Source organism: uncultured Agrobacterium sp. (assembly GCA_913777615.1).
Classification (GTDB): Bacteria; Pseudomonadota; Alphaproteobacteria; order Rhizobiales; family Rhizobiaceae; genus Agrobacterium.
On sequence record CAJYTK010000011.1, the window covers coordinates 299,090 to 314,639 of the forward strand.

Consider the following 15,550-nt stretch of genomic DNA (forward strand, 5'->3'; position numbering starts at 1 on the left):
GTGTGTAACAATGCAGATTGCCAATAAGCCCGCCGCCATTTCGAATGCCGAACGCCAGGAACGGCTCCAGCGCCTGCGAGAAAAAATGCAGGAGCAGCATCTCAGCGCAGTCCTTCTCGGCTCGACGGAAAGCCTGCGCTATTTCACCGGTCTGGTTTGGCATCAAAGCGAGCGACTGCTGGGCGCAGTAATCACTTCGGATGCATTGCACTACATCGTTCCCGGTTTCGAAAAGAGCCGTGTCGATACCCTGCCTCATATTGAGGGAGATATTCATATCTGGCAGGAGGAAGACAGCCCGGCAGCACTGGTCGCAAGACTTGCTGGTTCGTCCGGCGTTATCGCGCTGGACGACGCTCTACCGCTTTTCATCTATCACAGCCTCGCCGCCCAAGTCGGACAACAGCGCCTTGTCGATGGCGCGCCCGTTATCCGCAGCCTTCGATTGAAGAAATCTGCGGCCGAGATCGCCATAATTGATCACGCGATGAACCTGACGCTGGAGGTGCAAAAGCGCGCTCATGCCATGATGAGGCCCGGCGTGCGGGCATCCGATATAGTGCGCTTCATCGATGAGCAGCACCGCGCGCTTGGCGGCGAAGGCGGCTCTTCTTTCTGCATCGTGTCATTCGGACAGGCCACATCGCTACCCCATGGCGCTGACGGCGAGCAGATTCTTCAGGCGGGTGACGCCATTCTGGTCGATACCGGAACGCGGATCGATGGATACCATTCCGATCTGACCCGCACTTATGTTCTGGACGATGCGGATGCCGATTTCGCCCATGCCTGGGCAATCGAGCGAGAGGCACAGCAGGCGGTTTTCGACGCCGCTCAGCTCGGTAGCGCTTGCGAAACCCTCGATCATGCGGCACGGGCAGTCCTTTCGAGACACGGCCTTGGACCCGACTACGCCCTTCCCGGACTACCACACCGCGCAGGACACGGCTTGGGCCTGGAAATCCACGAGGCACCCTATATCGTGCGTGGAAATATGCAGGTCTTGGAAGAGGGCATGTGCTTTTCAAACGAGCCCATGCTCGTCTACCCGCAGAGGTTCGGCATCCGCCTGGAGGACCATATTTACATGGCCGCGAGCGGCCCGCGCTGGTTTACGCAGCCCGCAAAATCACCAGCCGAGCCGTTTTCGTGAGCACGGATTGTTATCGATCATCATATTTCATAGCTTGCTTCAAATTTATATATTTTCTATCCCAGACAGATTAGGGGAGAGAATCGTATGCCCGCCACCGAAAAAAGAAAAACGAAAACGCCAATCCTTGTCGACCGCATCGCGGAGTTCGTCGAGAAGATTAAAACGACGCGAAATGACGATGGCAGCTTCGATACCAAGAAGATCGGCCGGCTTTGGGACGACGAGGTTCGATTTCATTTCGAGAATGGTAGAACGGCCAAGACGCTCGAGCTTTACATCGTCAAATATCGCTATGCGTTGAAAGACGCTTTCGGACCGAAGACGACGCCGCTTGCTATTTGCAACATGAAGAAACTGCGCGAGCGTCTCGATACGTTTATCCAGCGTGGCGATTATCCGCAAAGCGGCGTGGCGATGTCCATCGTTGAGAAAATCGAGCGGGCCGAGCACAATACCGCTGGGCGCAAACCTCGTTTCCTGCTGCGGGTTTCTGACTTCATCTCCGCCATCAACGGCGTCAGCAGCAAGGAAGAGATGCAGGCGCTATGGGACCGGGAAATGGATGCCATGGCCGACCGAACGCAGGCAACGGTAATTTCCTACATCACGAAATATCGTAACGCCATCCGTGAGGCATTCGGTGAGCAGCATCCCATGCTGCGCATCGCAGCCGGATCGCCTCAGCTTTACGATGAAGCCCGCAAAGCCAAGATGGCCAAGATCGCCACGAAGCACGGCTCGCTCATAACCTTCGAACACTATTCCGAAGTGATGAGACGCTGCAGACGCTATCTACATTCCGAGGATGCGTTGACGATCGGCATCGGCCTGATCGGCACCACCGGGCGACGTCCGTTCGAAGTCTTTACCCAGGCCCAGTTGATGCCTGCACCCTATGGAAATGGCGTTTCCAAATGGAGCGTTTTGTTCAACGGCCAGGCGAAGACCAAGCAGGGCGAAGGAACCAAATTCGGCGTTACCTATGAGATCCCGGTGCTGGAGCAATCGAAGATCGTTCTCGATGCGTATCACCGTCTGAGAAACAGCAGCGAGGGAAAGCTATGGTTCGGCATGACGATCGACGACTTCTCGAGTGATGCCCGGCTACCGCTGCGCGATGCGATGATCGCGAAATTCGAAGACATCTGGCCGAAAGAAGAGCCACCAAAGCCGTATGGCCTGCGCCACCTCTATGCCGAAATCGCCTATCGCAACTTCGCCCCTGCCAATGTGACGAAGAACAGCTATTTTGCTGCCATCCTCGGCCACAACAACAATGATCTGGAAACCTCGCTCTCTTACATGACTTACGCGTTTCCGGAAGATGAACAGGGATCAAAAGCACGAGCCGAGCGCGTTGCGGACCGCACGATCCGCCAGATGATAACCGTCAATCAGATCCCTGGTATGGCGGGGGGATAAGCACACCTGCCCCGTCTCGCGAGCGTGTGCGCGTTACGGCGCTTTCGAATATCGCCGCGCAAGATACATTTCGACCACCGCGCGCGTCAGAAAAGACGCCAGGCCCACGATGATCGCCACCACCCGAATGCGGAACTCGTCTGCCTCGACTTCGGCATGACGCGTGTCCAGCAGCGTATGCTCCGTAACGGTGATTTCGCCGATGATGTCTCGAATACGATCCATCGTACCGACTGCCATATAGCCGATCTCATTGGTACGGGCGGCATCGGCGCCCACGTCGTCGTAGAGCGATATGGAATGCTTGAGCTCCTCAAGCTTCTTCTCGATCAGATTATCCATCGCTTTGACGCGGGCGACCTGCCCGGAATTGTCAGATATGCGTGTCATCAATTGATTTTGGAGCAAGTGGAGGCGCTCCATCGCCTTTTCGTACGGGGCAAGGTAGCGCTTGTCGCCACTGACAAGATATCCCCTTTGCCCCGTTTCGGCGTCGTCGAGCGCAATCAACACATCTTTCGTGGTATCGATGGCTTCGTAGGTATGCACCACCATATCGTAGTGGTCGCTCAAAAGGTCATGGGTCCAACTCGTGGCAAGGATACCGGCCGCAACGACGACACCCACCGGGATTGATCGCAGCAGTGTGGGAAAGGTCAGATATTTCTGACGCAATGAAGCCCAGGACCAGTCAGACATCTTGCGGATATTCCATGCACATGCTGTCCAAGCTCTTCAATATCACGCCGACGCCAACCGTTCACTCAGGTGGCAGCTTATTCTACCAGATCGTTCAACGCGATAATAATCACGAAGTTCAAAGCGGCAGCATCGGAATAGGAGCCATACGCGCCTCTCTCAAAAATCTTGACACGCCATCGCTTTTCTCATTTAGCTTGATCCATTCCGAGGGGAGCATCGAACGATGCTGAGACGGCGCTGAGCCGGACCCTTGAACCTGATCCGGTTAATACCGGCGTAGGAACGGAACGGTCGCCGCCAGGCACAGCTTTCTTTCCATGCGCGCAGTTTATCCGGATCCGCAAAATGCGTATCTGGAGATGAACTGTTGAAGGCAAATATCCCCACTGCGGAGCAAGCGGCGCAACTCCTGAGCCGCGTGCGGGAGCACAGACCGCGTGTTCACTGCCTTATGAATACGGTGGTCCAGAAGTTCACTGCGGACGGCATCACAGCGATTGGCGGTATCCCCTCCATGACCTCCTCCGAAGAGGAAATCGAAAGCTTCGTCGTAAAGACCCACGCGTTGACGATCAATCTGGGGACACTGGACGCAGCCCGCCGCAAGGTCATTCGTATGGCCGTGGAGATCGCCAATCGCCACGGCAAGCCCTGGATCATAGATCCGGTCCACTGCGACTACTCTCCATCACGTTTGGATTTTGCACGTGAGCTGAGCGGCCTGTTTCCCTCCATCGTGCGGGGTAATGCGGCGGAAATGGCAGTCATTGGAGATATTGACGGCGCGTTACGCATCCAGACCGGGGCGGTCGATCGCTTGAGTGACGCAGACCGCAAGATTCGGATCGTCAACGGTCACGCCTTGATGGCGAAGGTGACAGGGACGGGCTGCCTTTCCGGTGGCGTCATCGCGGCCTTCATGGCCGTAGAGGAGGACGTCATGCTGGCGGCGGCATCGGCGCTCACCATAACCGGCGTTTCCGCGCAGATTGCCGCGAGACACGCAAACGGGCCAGGCTCGTTCGAGGTCGCCTTTCTGGACGCGCTGTTCAATCTGACGAGCGAAGATATTCTCTCCCATGCCAGGATCGAACATGACGAAGATTGATTACCGGCTGAATGCCATCGTCGATGCCTCTCTCATCGACGTCGCGCCTCTTTCGGAACTGGCCGCAGTGGCGGCACGACATGGCGCAACGATCATTCAGTATCGTGACAAGGCGTCGTCCACACGCCAGATGATCGAACAAGCCGTAACCATCGTTGAGACGCTGCGCGGAACGGGCGTGCCGCTGGTGATCAACGACCGTGTGGATGTGGCGCTGGCAAGCGGTGCGGATGGCGTTCACCTCGGGGCGGACGATATGGATGCAACAACGGCAAGACGGCTTCTCGGTCCGAATGCCATCATTGGCCTCACTGTGAAATCGATGACAGATGCCCGTCAGGTCGCCGAAGCCCCCGCAGACTATGCCTGCATCGGCGGCGTCTTCGAAACCACGTCAAAACTCAATCCAGATTCCCCCGTGGGCCTTGAGGGACTGGGGCGCCTGAGAGATTTCCTGCGCAGGGAGCGACCGGATCTGCCCGTCGGCGCCATTGCCGGCATTACGATTGCGCGTGTACCAGACGTGATCGCGGCGGGGGCCGACGGCGTCGCATTGATCTCCGGTCTGTTTCGCGCCGTCGACATCGCCGCCGCCACGGACGATTTTCGCAAAGCCGTGGATAACGCAGTGGGAGCACGATCATGACGGCCATCGCTCTGACCATCGCTGGCTCCGACAGCGGCGGAGGCGCCGGCATTCAGGCGGATCTCAAGGCGTTTTCGGCGCTTGGCGCCTATGGTGCAAGCGTCATTACCGCCATCACCGCCCAGAACACCAGGGGTGTCAGTGCGGTTGAAGACATCTCCGCGACGATGATTGCCGCACAGATGGATGCGGTCTTCTCCGATCTCGACATCAACGCTATCAAGATCGGCATGGTATCGCGCATCGATACGATTCTAACCATATCGGCAAAGCTTCGTGCGCAACCACAGCCCGTGGTTCTCGACCCGGTCATGGTGGCGACTTCGGGAGACCGGCTGCTTCAGGAAGGCGCAATCGAAACCCTTCGAACGGAATTGTTGCCGCAGGCGACGCTTGCCACGCCGAACCTTCCCGAGGCAGCGCTGCTCACCGGCACCGCTATTGCCAAAGATCGAGACGCCATGTTGAAGCAGGCAGAAATGATCGTGAAGCTTGGCGCGCGCGCGGTGTTGATCAAAGGCGGTCACAGTGGCGGGGAAGAGAGTGTGGATCTTCTCTTCGATGGTCAGGCCGTTCAGGAGTTCGCTATGCCGCGGATCGAAACGAAGAACGACCATGGCACCGGCTGCACACTGGCAGCGGCAATCACCGCTCATCTCGCACTTGGCCTGCCACTTGTCGATGCCGTTGGCCTTGCGAAAGACTACCTTCAAGGCGCACTCGCCGCAGGCCGTGATCTTCATGTCGGCAGCGGCCACGGCCCCGTTCACCATTTTTACCGCTGGTGGCCAGCCTGACCGGCACCGATTCCTAGGACTTGCGATCGGACGCTCTCGGTTTGGGAGCAGCCAGCGCATTGCGGATCGCAAAGCTTGAGTGGATACGCGATACACCCGGCAGTTTCGAAAGTATATCCTTGTGGACGCGCTCGAAATCGCCTGCCGTCTCCACTTCGACCCGGAGAAAATAATCCGAGCCGCCCGTCATCAGGTAGCACTCTCGCACTTCCGGGTAACGGCGCACGGCATTTTCGAAGCGATTGAGAAAATCTTCCGTCTGCCGGTCGAGCGTGATCTGGACGATGACCGAGATCGCCTCCCCCCCGGCAGCGCTTCCGGTGATTGCCGTATAGCCACGAATGACGCCTTCCCGCTCCAGAATATCGACGCGGCGCAGGCAGGCGGAGGGTGAGAGCCCCACCTCTGCTGCGAGCTTGGCATTGCTGATGCGGGCGTTCAACCGCAATAGCCGGATGATGTGACGGTCGGTGGCGTCGAGTGCAGACATGATTTCATTCCGATTAACCGCATAAAATTGTGAGAGCGAGATTTTTATCGAATTTTCTTCGACTCAGACTGCTTAAATTCAATAATTATTGCAATACGCTGTTGCGATAAGACAAAGGGAACGACAATGGACATGACCCTCCAGCCGCAGAAAGCTAAGGGTGGCGCAAGCGGCTATCTGACCATCGATCTTTCAGCGCTTCGCGACAATTATCTCGCGCTTGCCGGCAAGGCCCCGCATTCGATAACGAGCGCGGTGGTGAAGGCTGATGCCTACGGTCTTGGTGCCGATATCGTCGCACCGGCGCTTTACGATGCCGGATGCCGTCATTTCTTCGTCGCCCATATCGATGAGGCTCTATCCCTTCGCCTGCACATTGGCAGCGACGCAAAAATCCTGGTTCTCAACGGCCTTCAGCTCGGCAATGATGTATCCTGCGCAGCGCTCAATATCAGTCCGGTTCTGAACTGCCTGGAACAGATCGCACAATGGAGCGCACAGGCCGCGGCACTCGGAAAGACCTTGCCCGCAGCACTGCAGATCGATACCGGCATGTCGCGGCTCGGGCTTGCGCCTTACGAGGTGGATACCCTGCTGGCGACCCCTGACCTTTTGAAGGGCATCGATCTCACCTGCATCATGAGCCATCTGGCCTGCGCCGACGAGCCGGACCATGAGGCGAATGCGGTGCAGCTTGCGGCCATGCGCAAGGCGACCGAGCGTTTCCCCGGCGTGCCGATCTGCTTTGCCAATTCCGGCGGCATCTTCCTCGGCACGGATTATCACAATGCGCTGATGCGCCCCGGCATCGCGCTCTATGGCGGAGCGCCGTCGTCCGCTCATCCCAACCCTATGAAGCCGGTCGTCAGCCTCGGCGTTGCCGTGGTGCAGACGCGCACTGTGCCTACTGAAAGCTTTGTCGGTTACGGCGCGTCGCTGCGCACCACGCAAGAAACCCGGCTGGCGACGATTGCGGCAGGCTATGCGGATGGTCTGCCGCGCTCGCTGAGCAGCCGCGGAGCCGCTTACTTCAGTGGCGTTCGGCTTCCTATTGCCGGGCGCGTCTCGATGGACAGTATTACGCTCGATATTTCCGCCCTTCCCGAAGGCACGCTGACGCATGGAAGCGTCGTGGAAATCATCGGCCCAAACCAGTCGCTGGAGGCGATTGCCGAGGATGCGGGCACCATCGCTTACGAAATCCTGACGCGGCTCGGCCAGCGCTATCGCCGCCACTATATTCATCCGGAAAAGCAGGCTGCCGCTTCTTCCACCATCATCAGAGACAAGTGAGGCCAGCATGAACATCACCATTCTCGGAGCAGGCGTCATTGGCGTCACATCGGCCTGGTATCTTTCCAAGGCCGGACACACCGTCACCGTCATCGACCGGCAGCCGGCGGCCGCGCTGGAAACCAGCTTTGCCAATGCGGGGGAAGTATCGCCTGGCTATTCCTCCCCCTGGGCGGCACCCGGCATTCCGATGAAGGCGCTGAAATGGCTCTTCATGCAGCACGCGCCTTTGATCATTCGTCCGACTGCCGATCCTGCCGCATGGCGCTGGATGATCCAGATGCTGAGCAACTGCACGGCCGCACGCTACAACGTCAACAAGAGCCGTATGGTGCGCATTGCCGAGTATAGCCGCGACTGCCTGATAGCGCTTCGCGATGAAACCGGCATCCAGTATGACCAGCGCATGCAGGGTACACTGGAAGTTTTCCGCACCCAGAAGCAGTTCGATGGCATCGGCAAGGATGTCGAGGTCTTGAAAGCCGGTGGTGTGCCATACGAAATCCTCGACCGTGCAGCCTGCGTTGCGGCAGAGCCCGGCCTTTCTGCCTCCCGCGACAAGATTGTAGGCGGCCTGCGACTGCCGGGTGACGAGACCGGCGACTGCTTCATGTTCACCTCGGAACTCGCAAGGCTTGCCGAGCAGGCAGGCGTCAAGTTCATCTACGATACCGGCATCATGCGGCCAGTGATCGAGGGCAACCGCATCAAGGCTGTGGAGACCAGTAAGGGCCTGATCGAAGCAGATGTGTTTGTCGGAGCGCTTGGCAGCTACACGCCGCATTTCCTAAAGCATCTCGGCATCGACCTGCCCGTCTATCCGGTAAAGGGCTATTCGATAACGGTGCCGATCGTCGATGAGGCCAAAGCGCCGATCTCCACCGTGATGGATGAGGCGCATAAGGTGGCGATCACGCGTCTGGGAGATCGCATCCGCGTAGGCGGCATGGCGGAAATCGCTGGCTTCAGCAAGGATCTACCCGCCAAGCGACAGGCGACATTGACGCATTCGGTGGAAGATTTGTTCGGTGGTGCTGGCAATCAGTCCCAAGCCAAGTTCTGGTCCGGATTGCGTCCGATGACACCGGATGGAACTCCGGTGATCGGCGCGACGCGCTATGCCAACCTCTATCTGAATACCGGCCACGGCACGCTTGGATGGACTATGGCCTGTGGCTCGGCCCGAGTTCTGGCCGATCTGGTGTCCGGCAACAGACCGGAGATCGAAACCGCCGACCTTGGTATCAGCCGCTACGCGGCATAGTTGAACAGCATATCAGTGCCGTGCGCGACTTTAGCGCATGGCCTTTGTCTGTTACAGCGCAAGCGCTTCTTTCAGCGCCAGACCATCCTTGATGCGCAGGTCGAGATCGGCTTCGATGTGATCGAGATGAAGCATCATCAGATGATTGGCCTTCTCGACATCGCGGGCCTCCAGCGCATCGAGAATGGCTGAATGATCGCCGTGACCGCAACTCGAAATGCCTGATCGGCCATAAAGCGCGATGACGAGGGACGAGCGGGCAACAAGTTCGCCCATGAATTTTTCCAATATGGCATTGCCCGCAAGCGACGCCAGCAGCAGATGAAAATCGCCGGACGCCTTGATTTCCGCACGGCGGGCAGAAGGCCCACGCTCATGTTGATGGCGCGTTTCCTGCCCGAGATGAGCACGCAGACTTGCGATGGCGTCGGGCGTGATCCGCTCCACGACAGCCGCCACGACGCCCTGTTCGATCAGACGGCGCGAGGCGAAGACTTGGCGGGCTTCATCCGGCGATGGATTGGAAACGAAAGCACCTCGGTTTCGCTCCGTCTTGACCAGACCTTCGAAGGCCAGCATCTGCAAGGACGCACGCACGACAGTGCGGCTGACATTGAAGAGTGTCCCCACTTCCGCTTCAGACAATTTTGTGCCCGGGGTGAGACGTCTATCCGCAATCGCGTCTCTCAACGTATCGCGAATAGCCTGCGCGCGATCCTCCGGCGCGTTTTCCATGTCAGTCTGCAGTTCCGAGAGCGTCATTGGCGTTTCCCGATTTTCCTCTCTGACTATAGCGAAACTGTGCAGACTGGAAAACTCTAACTCCATATCGCGGCCAAGCAGATTGCATACAATATTGGGCTTCATTGACAACAATAGCTTCTTTTTTGTGCATGCACATAAAATGCCCTGAACAAAGCAGCGGCACTTAAAATAAAACCCGTCCAGTTTCAAACGCTTAACAACGGCGAACCAAAACTGGCACGGCATATGCAAGTTCCTTATCAACAAGCAGGGGAACATGCATGAGCAAAGCTGCCGAGATAGACATCGCCTCCGTCACCAAGGTCTATGGAAGCACCACCGCCGTTCACGCCATCAGCCTGAAGATTCCCGCCGGCAGCTATTGCTGCCTGCTGGGACCGTCGGGCTGCGGCAAGACCTCGACACTGCGAATGATCGCAGGGCATGAGACCATCTCCAGCGGCGATGTTCGCCTCGGAAATACGGTCGTTACGGATCTGCCGCCGGCACAACGTGGCACAGCGATGATGTTCCAGTCCTACGCGCTTTTCCCGCATCTCGATCTCATCGACAACGTCGCCTTCAGCTTGAAGATGAAGGGTGTCGACAAGGAGACTCGTCGGGCCAAAGCGCTGGAGATGCTGAAGCTCATGCAGCTGGAGCCCTATGCGACCCGCCGCCCCGCCCAGCTGTCCGGTGGCCAGCAGCAGCGCGTGGCGCTTGCCCGCGCATTAATCACCGATCCGGAAGCCCTGCTTCTCGACGAACCACTCTCGGCGCTCGATCCTTTCCTCAAAATCCGCATGCGCGCCGAGTTGAAGAAGCTCCAGACTTCGCTCGGCATCACCTTCGTCCACGTGACCCATAGCCAGGAAGAGGCCATGGCGCTGGCCGATATCATCGTCGTCATGAATGACGGACGCATCGAGCAGGCCGCAGCGCCGCGCGAGGTGTTCGAGCGCCCTGCGACGGCCTTCGTCGCCCGCTTCATGGGCGACCATAATGTCATTTCCGGCCGTCTGAAGTCCGTCGATGGAGAAGTCGTAACGCTGGAGGTGGCCGGCGGCGGCACCTTCAAGGCCAGTGGCAAGGTCCCGCCGGATGACAGCGTCGATATTGCCGTGCGCACCGACCGCGTGCGCATCGGCCAAGGCGAAGAAGGCCTCGGTTTTACCGGCATCGTGTCCAACGTGGAATATCGCGGCGCCAGCGTGAAGCTTGTCGTCACGGGTGCGGGCATCGACGAATTCAACGTGATTTTGACCGATGCGGTCTTCTTCGAAAATCCGATCAAGGTTGGCGATGCCATACCTCTTTCCTGGAATGCGGCCGATGCCATCGTGCTCGGACGGGTAGAATAACGACCACAAAAACAGCCAGAGGAGAACTAGCATGACCGATGCAAACAAGACGAAAAAAGGTCTGACCCGACGCGGTCTTCTGAAGGCGGGCGCTGCCGCCACAGGTGCTGCCGTCGGTTCCGGACTGATCACCGGCTTCCCCACGATCTGGGCGCAAAACCCGATCACGCTTCGCCAGTTCGGCACAGGCGTTTCCAACATCAATGCGATTGCCGAAAAGTGCAAGGCGGACCTCGGCATCACGCTTGAAATGACGGCAACGGATTCGGACGCAGCCGCACAGCGCGCCGTCACCCAGCCGAACTCATACGATATCGCCGATATCGAGTACTGGATCCTGAAAAAGGTCTATCCGGCGGGCGTGATCCAGCCGATGGAAATCAAGAAGCTGAAATATTACGACAAGATCGTACCGCTGTTCAAAACCGGCAAGCTGACACCCGACAGCGTCATTGCCCAAGGTACGGCGCCCCACACGGTGGGTTATGTCGAAAAGCCCGGCGACAAGAAGTTTGCCAAGAGCGAAACCGAATACTTCACAATGGTTCCGACGATCTACAATGCCGACACGCTCGGCATTCGCCCGGATCTCGTGGGCCGTGAGATCACCACCTGGGCCGATATCATGGACCCGAAGTTCAAGGGCAAGACGTCCATCCTGAACATTCCGTCGATCGGCATCATGGATGCGGCAATGATCATGGAAGCCATGGGCAACATCAAATATGCCGACAAGGGCAATATGACGAAGGCGGAAATCGACAAGACGATCGACTTCCTCATTAAGGCCAAGAAGGACGGCCAGTTCCGCGCCTTCTGGAAGAGCTTCGACGAGAGCGTCAACCTCATGGCATCCGGCGAAGTCGTCATCCAGTCGATGTGGTCGCCGGCCGTTGCCGCGGTTCGCTCCAAGGGCATCGCCTGCAAATACCAGCCGCTGAAGGAAGGCTATCGTTCCTGGGGTGGCGGTCTTGGCCTTGCCAAGCACCTCACCGGCGCCAAGCTCGATGCGGCCTATGAATATATCAACTGGTACACATCCGGCTGGGTCGGCGCATACCTCAACCGTCAGGGCTACTACTCCGCCGCCATGGAAACGGCGAAGGAATTCATGACCGCCGACGAGTGGGGTTACTGGGTGGAAGGCAAGCCTGCCCAGGGCGACATCATCGCTCCAGACGGCAAGGTCATGGAAAAGGCCGGCGCTGTGCGCGATGGCGGCTCCTTCGAGGAACGCATGGGCAAGGTCGCATGCTGGAACTCCGTCATGGACGAGGACCGTTACATGGTCCGCCGCTGGAACGAGTTCATCGCTGCTTGATGACGTAAGGAGACCGGCGGCTAGCTGCCGCCGGTCACGACAACAACAAAGGGCTCCAGGAATGGCGACGGTCAGATTTATAGGCGTTGGCGAAAAGAAAGAGAAAGCGGGCAAGCCCTTTGCCCTGCCGCCAGGGCTGATCTCCTGTATCCAGGCCGCACCTTTGGCGCTGATCCTGGGCTTCTTCCTGCTTCTGCCGATCCTGATGATCGCGGTCGTCAGCTTCTGGGATTACGACTTCGCCCAGATGTATCCGGATTTTGTCACCTTCAACTATACCGAAACGCTCGGTTCATGGGTGACCTGGCAGACATACCTCAACACACTGAAATACGCGTTCATCGTCTGGGCCATCACGCTGTTTCTCGGCTTCTGGGTCGCCTATTTTCTCGCCTTCCATATCCGCACCACCACCATGCAGATGGTGCTTTTCCTCATCTGCACCGTCCCCTTCCTGACCTCCAACATCATCCGCATGATTTCGTGGATTCCGGTACTGGGGCGCAACGGGTTGGTGAACAGCGCGCTGGTCAATATGGGCATTGTTCCCGCACCCATCGAATGGCTGCTCTATTCCGATTTTGCCGTGGTGCTGGCCATGGTGCATCTCTACACGCTCTTCATGGTGACGCCGATCTTCAACACATTGATGCGCATCGACAAGTCGCTGGTGGAAGCCGCGCGTGATGCGGGCGCGTCCAGCTGGCAAGTGCTGTGGAACGTCATCATTCCCCTGGCAAAGCCTGGCATGGCGATTGGCACCATTTTTGTCGTGACGCTGGTTATGGCGGATTTCTCCACCGTGCAGGTCATGTCCGGCGGGCAGAGCGCCTCGGTCGCCCTTATGATGAAGAACCAGATGTCTCTGTTGCAATATCCGGCGGCCGCCGCAAACGCGGTCGTGCTTCTCACCCTCGTTCTCCTGATGGTCGCAGGCATCCTGCGGGTCGTCGATATCCGTAAGGAGCTCTGATCCATGCATTCGGAAACACGCGGTCGCGAATTCTACATCCTAGCCATCTTCTTTTCCCTCTTCGTGCTGTTTCTTTATGGCCCGCTTTCGGCGATCCTGATCCTCGCCTTCCAGGGACCGAATGGCGGCCTGACCTTCCCGCTGAATGGTGTGTCGCTGCACTGGTTCGCCAATCTCTTCGAGCAGCAGGCGGTGGGCGACTTCGGCGGCTCTTTCCGCCGTTCCTTCATGCTGGGCGTGATGGTGATGATCGTGACGGTTCTGGTCTCGCTTCTGGCCGGTCTTGCCTTCCGCCGCAAATTCATCGGCGCTACGCCGCTTTTCTATCTTGCCGTCGCAAGCCTCGTAGTGCCCTCCATCATCATCTCGCTCGGCATCGGCGTGCTCTTCCAACAGCTCGGCTTAGAGCCCGCATGGAACACCTCCGCCTTCGGGGCGCATCTGACCTGGACCCTTCCTTTCGGCGTCCTCATCATGTTCGCAGTCTTCAACCGCTTCTCGCCATCCTATGAGGAGGCAGCACGCGACTTGGGCGCAAGCTCGTGGCAGACCTTCAGCAATGTCGTCCTGCCGATGATCGCGCCAAGTCTGATCGGCGTTGGCCTGTTCGGCTTCACACTGTCCTATGATGAGTTTGCCAGAACCCTGATGACCTCTGGCACCTACAACACCCTGCCGCTCGAGATTTATGGCATGACTACCAACGTGACCACGCCGGTCCTCTATGCGCTCGGCGCCGTCACCACCTTCTTCTCTCTTATCGTCATTGGCGCCACGCTCGGCATCATCGTCGCCATGAACCGTCGTCGTCTGAAAGGCTGAACCTCAGATCATGCGCATTCTCGTCGTCAATCCCAACACTACCCAGTCGATGACCCGAACGATCGAGGCGGCGGCAAAAGCCGTAGCCTCTGCCTCGACAGAGGTCATAGCCGTGACCTCTTCGATGGGGCCGGTCTCGATCGAGGGCTATTACGACGAGGTCTTTGCCATTCCCGGCCTTCTGCTGGAGATTGCCAAGGCCGAGAAGAATGGCGCGCAGGCAGCGGTGATTGCCTGCTTCGACGATACGGGGCTCGATGCGGCACGCGCGCTTGCGACCATTCCCATCATCGGCATCTGTGAGGCAGCCGTCGCAACCGCGGCCTTTATCGCCCAACGTTTCACGGTCGTCACCACCATGGAGCGCTCCCGCCTGCCGCTCGAACATCTCGTGCATCGCTATGGCATGGCGGCGCGGGCAAAGGTGCGTGCGGCTGACATTCCGGTTCTTTCATTGGAAGACCCGACTTCGGATGCCCTGCCGCGGCTACGTGCCCAGATCTCATCTGCCCTCAATGAGGACAAGGCGGAAGCCATCGTTTTAGGTTGCGCCGGCATGGCGGAACTGGCGGCGGAGCTTTCGCACGAGTTTGGCGTTCCTGTCATCGATGGCGTGTCGGCGGCGATTAAACACGCCGAGACGCTGATCTCTCTCAAGCTAACCACGGCAAAGCGCGGAGCCTATGCGGCCCCTGTCGAAAAGCGCTATCTTGGATTGATGGAGGCGTTTTCGCCTGCCCAGATGGCGGCAGGCTGAAGCGCTGTCGATCCTTTTGGGCACAGTCGCGCTCTGCCTATTGGAATTTGCGGATAGTGCCTGCAGAAGCAGATTTTGCGGTCTGGAGCTATGATTCAAACGTCTCGGTCCTGCCACAATTCATTCAGCACCCGTTCAGCCTGCTGACGCTATTTTCTTAACCATCAGATAACAACTGGCGGGTAACCGCCGTTTTGGTGGAAAATGAACATGGCTTCGATTGCAGCTAAATCTCTTCTGGCGCTTGCGGTCTCTGCAACCGTTCTGGCACCCTTGAATACGGCATCTGCCGGCGACTGGCGTCACAGAAATCGCGATGCCGCCATCATCGGTGGCGTTCTTGGTCTTGCCGCAGGTGTAGCCGTCGGCTCTGCCATGTCGCAGCCGCGTTATGAGGAAGAGCCGGTCTATGTCGAGCCGCCTCCGGTTCGTCGTTACCAGACCTATCAGCCGAGCTACAGCTACGACGATCCGGATTATCGCGAGTATCGTCCCGCACCGCGCCCGGTCTACCGTGCCCAACCGGTTTACGAGCCTCAGCCTGTTTACAGACAGCGTCAGGTTTATCGCACAATCGAGCCGTGGTCGCAGTCCTGGTATAACTATTGCTCACAGCGTTACCGCAGCTTCAACCCGAACAGCGGGACCTATATCGGCAACGATGGCAACAGCCACTTCTGCGTAGCGGGATAAC

The 15,550-nt window shown here is 58.1% G+C and carries 16 protein-coding genes and 1 riboswitch; of the genes, 13 read left to right on the plus strand and 3 right to left on the minus strand.

Going from position 1 to position 15,550, the window contains the following annotated elements:
• Positions 1-10: 10 nt before the first annotated feature.
• Together QZ862_RS10460 and QZ862_RS10465 are read left to right on the plus strand one after the other, a co-directional pair.
• Positions 11-1,153 carry a Xaa-Pro peptidase family protein gene (locus QZ862_RS10460; RefSeq protein ID WP_296099646.1) on the plus strand — a complete coding sequence of 381 codons (1,143 nt, stop codon included), beginning with the start codon at positions 11-13 and terminating at the stop codon, positions 1,151-1,153.
• Positions 1,154-1,240: 87 nt separating this feature from the next.
• Positions 1,241-2,578 carry a telomere resolvase gene (locus tag QZ862_RS10465; RefSeq protein ID WP_296099647.1) on the plus strand — a complete coding sequence of 446 codons (1,338 nt, stop codon included), beginning with the start codon at positions 1,241-1,243 and terminating at the stop codon, positions 2,576-2,578.
• A gap of 33 nt (positions 2,579-2,611) precedes the next feature.
• On the opposite strand, the gene QZ862_RS10470 is transcribed toward QZ862_RS10465, so the two are convergent.
• Positions 2,612-3,277 carry a CHASE3 domain-containing protein gene (locus QZ862_RS10470; RefSeq protein WP_296099650.1) on the minus strand — a complete coding sequence of 222 codons (666 nt, stop codon included), beginning with the start codon at positions 3,275-3,277 and terminating at the stop codon, positions 2,612-2,614.
• A gap of 200 nt (positions 3,278-3,477) precedes the next feature.
• Positions 3,478-3,580: riboswitch (TPP riboswitch) on the plus strand.
• Positions 3,581-3,647: 67 nt separating this feature from the next.
• Here QZ862_RS10470 and QZ862_RS10475 point away from each other — a divergent pair.
• The 3 genes from QZ862_RS10475 to thiD are packed head-to-tail and all read left to right on the plus strand — an operon-like array spanning position 3,648 to position 5,831.
• A complete protein-coding gene (locus tag QZ862_RS10475; RefSeq protein WP_296099652.1) occupies positions 3,648-4,388 on the plus strand; it encodes a hydroxyethylthiazole kinase in 741 nt (246 codons plus the stop codon).
• Positions 4,375-5,034, plus strand: a complete 660-nt coding sequence (gene thiE / locus QZ862_RS10480; RefSeq protein ID WP_296099654.1) for a thiamine phosphate synthase — start codon at positions 4,375-4,377, stop codon at positions 5,032-5,034. The genes QZ862_RS10475 and thiE overlap by 14 nt, the downstream gene beginning before the upstream one ends.
• Positions 5,031-5,831, plus strand: a complete 801-nt coding sequence (gene thiD / locus QZ862_RS10485; RefSeq protein WP_296099657.1) for a bifunctional hydroxymethylpyrimidine kinase/phosphomethylpyrimidine kinase — start codon at positions 5,031-5,033, stop codon at positions 5,829-5,831. The genes thiE and thiD overlap by 4 nt, the downstream gene beginning before the upstream one ends.
• Positions 5,832-5,844: 13 nt before the next feature.
• Here thiD and QZ862_RS10490 read toward each other — a convergent pair whose 3' ends face one another.
• Positions 5,845-6,321, minus strand: a complete 477-nt coding sequence (locus QZ862_RS10490) for an Lrp/AsnC family transcriptional regulator (protein ID WP_296017081.1) — start codon at positions 6,319-6,321, stop codon at positions 5,845-5,847.
• A gap of 126 nt (positions 6,322-6,447) precedes the next feature.
• On the opposite strand from QZ862_RS10490, the gene alr reads away from it, so the two are divergent.
• Entirely contained in the window at positions 6,448-7,614 is a 1,167-nt protein-coding gene (gene alr / locus QZ862_RS10495) for an alanine racemase (protein ID WP_296099659.1), read from the plus strand.
• A gap of 7 nt (positions 7,615-7,621) precedes the next feature.
• Positions 7,622-8,878 (plus strand): D-amino acid dehydrogenase, encoded by a 1,257-nt coding sequence (locus tag QZ862_RS10500; RefSeq protein ID WP_296099661.1) that lies wholly within the window; start codon positions 7,622-7,624, stop codon positions 8,876-8,878.
• Positions 8,879-8,929: 51 nt separating this feature from the next.
• Here the strand turns inward: QZ862_RS10500 and QZ862_RS10505 are convergent, their stop codons facing one another.
• On the minus strand, positions 8,930-9,640 hold the full coding sequence (locus QZ862_RS10505) for a GntR family transcriptional regulator (RefSeq protein WP_296099663.1): 711 nt from the start codon (positions 9,638-9,640) through the stop codon (positions 8,930-8,932).
• A 263-nt stretch (positions 9,641-9,903) separates the two neighbouring features.
• Here QZ862_RS10505 and QZ862_RS10510 point away from each other — a divergent pair, with 263 nt between their 5' ends.
• From QZ862_RS10510 to QZ862_RS10535, 6 genes are all read left to right on the plus strand, one after another.
• Positions 9,904-10,983 carry an ABC transporter ATP-binding protein gene (locus tag QZ862_RS10510; RefSeq protein ID WP_296099665.1) on the plus strand — a complete coding sequence of 360 codons (1,080 nt, stop codon included), beginning with the start codon at positions 9,904-9,906 and terminating at the stop codon, positions 10,981-10,983.
• Between the two features lie 31 nt (positions 10,984-11,014).
• Positions 11,015-12,304: a PotD/PotF family extracellular solute-binding protein gene (locus tag QZ862_RS10515; protein ID WP_296099667.1), complete on the plus strand. Its 1,290-nt coding sequence runs from the start codon at positions 11,015-11,017 to the stop codon at positions 12,302-12,304.
• Between the two features lie 61 nt (positions 12,305-12,365).
• Positions 12,366-13,277: an ABC transporter permease gene (locus QZ862_RS10520; RefSeq protein ID WP_296099673.1), complete on the plus strand. Its 912-nt coding sequence runs from the start codon at positions 12,366-12,368 to the stop codon at positions 13,275-13,277.
• Between the two features lie 3 nt (positions 13,278-13,280).
• Complete coding sequence (locus QZ862_RS10525) at positions 13,281-14,099, plus strand: ABC transporter permease (protein ID WP_296099675.1); 819 nt, start codon at positions 13,281-13,283, stop codon at positions 14,097-14,099.
• Between the two features lie 10 nt (positions 14,100-14,109).
• Positions 14,110-14,856: an aspartate/glutamate racemase family protein gene (locus QZ862_RS10530; protein WP_296099676.1), complete on the plus strand. Its 747-nt coding sequence runs from the start codon at positions 14,110-14,112 to the stop codon at positions 14,854-14,856.
• Between the two features lie 210 nt (positions 14,857-15,066).
• Positions 15,067-15,549, plus strand: coding sequence for a BA14K family protein (locus QZ862_RS10535; protein WP_296017041.1), 483 nt, complete (start codon positions 15,067-15,069; stop codon positions 15,547-15,549).
• Position 15,550 lies beyond the last annotated feature (1 nt).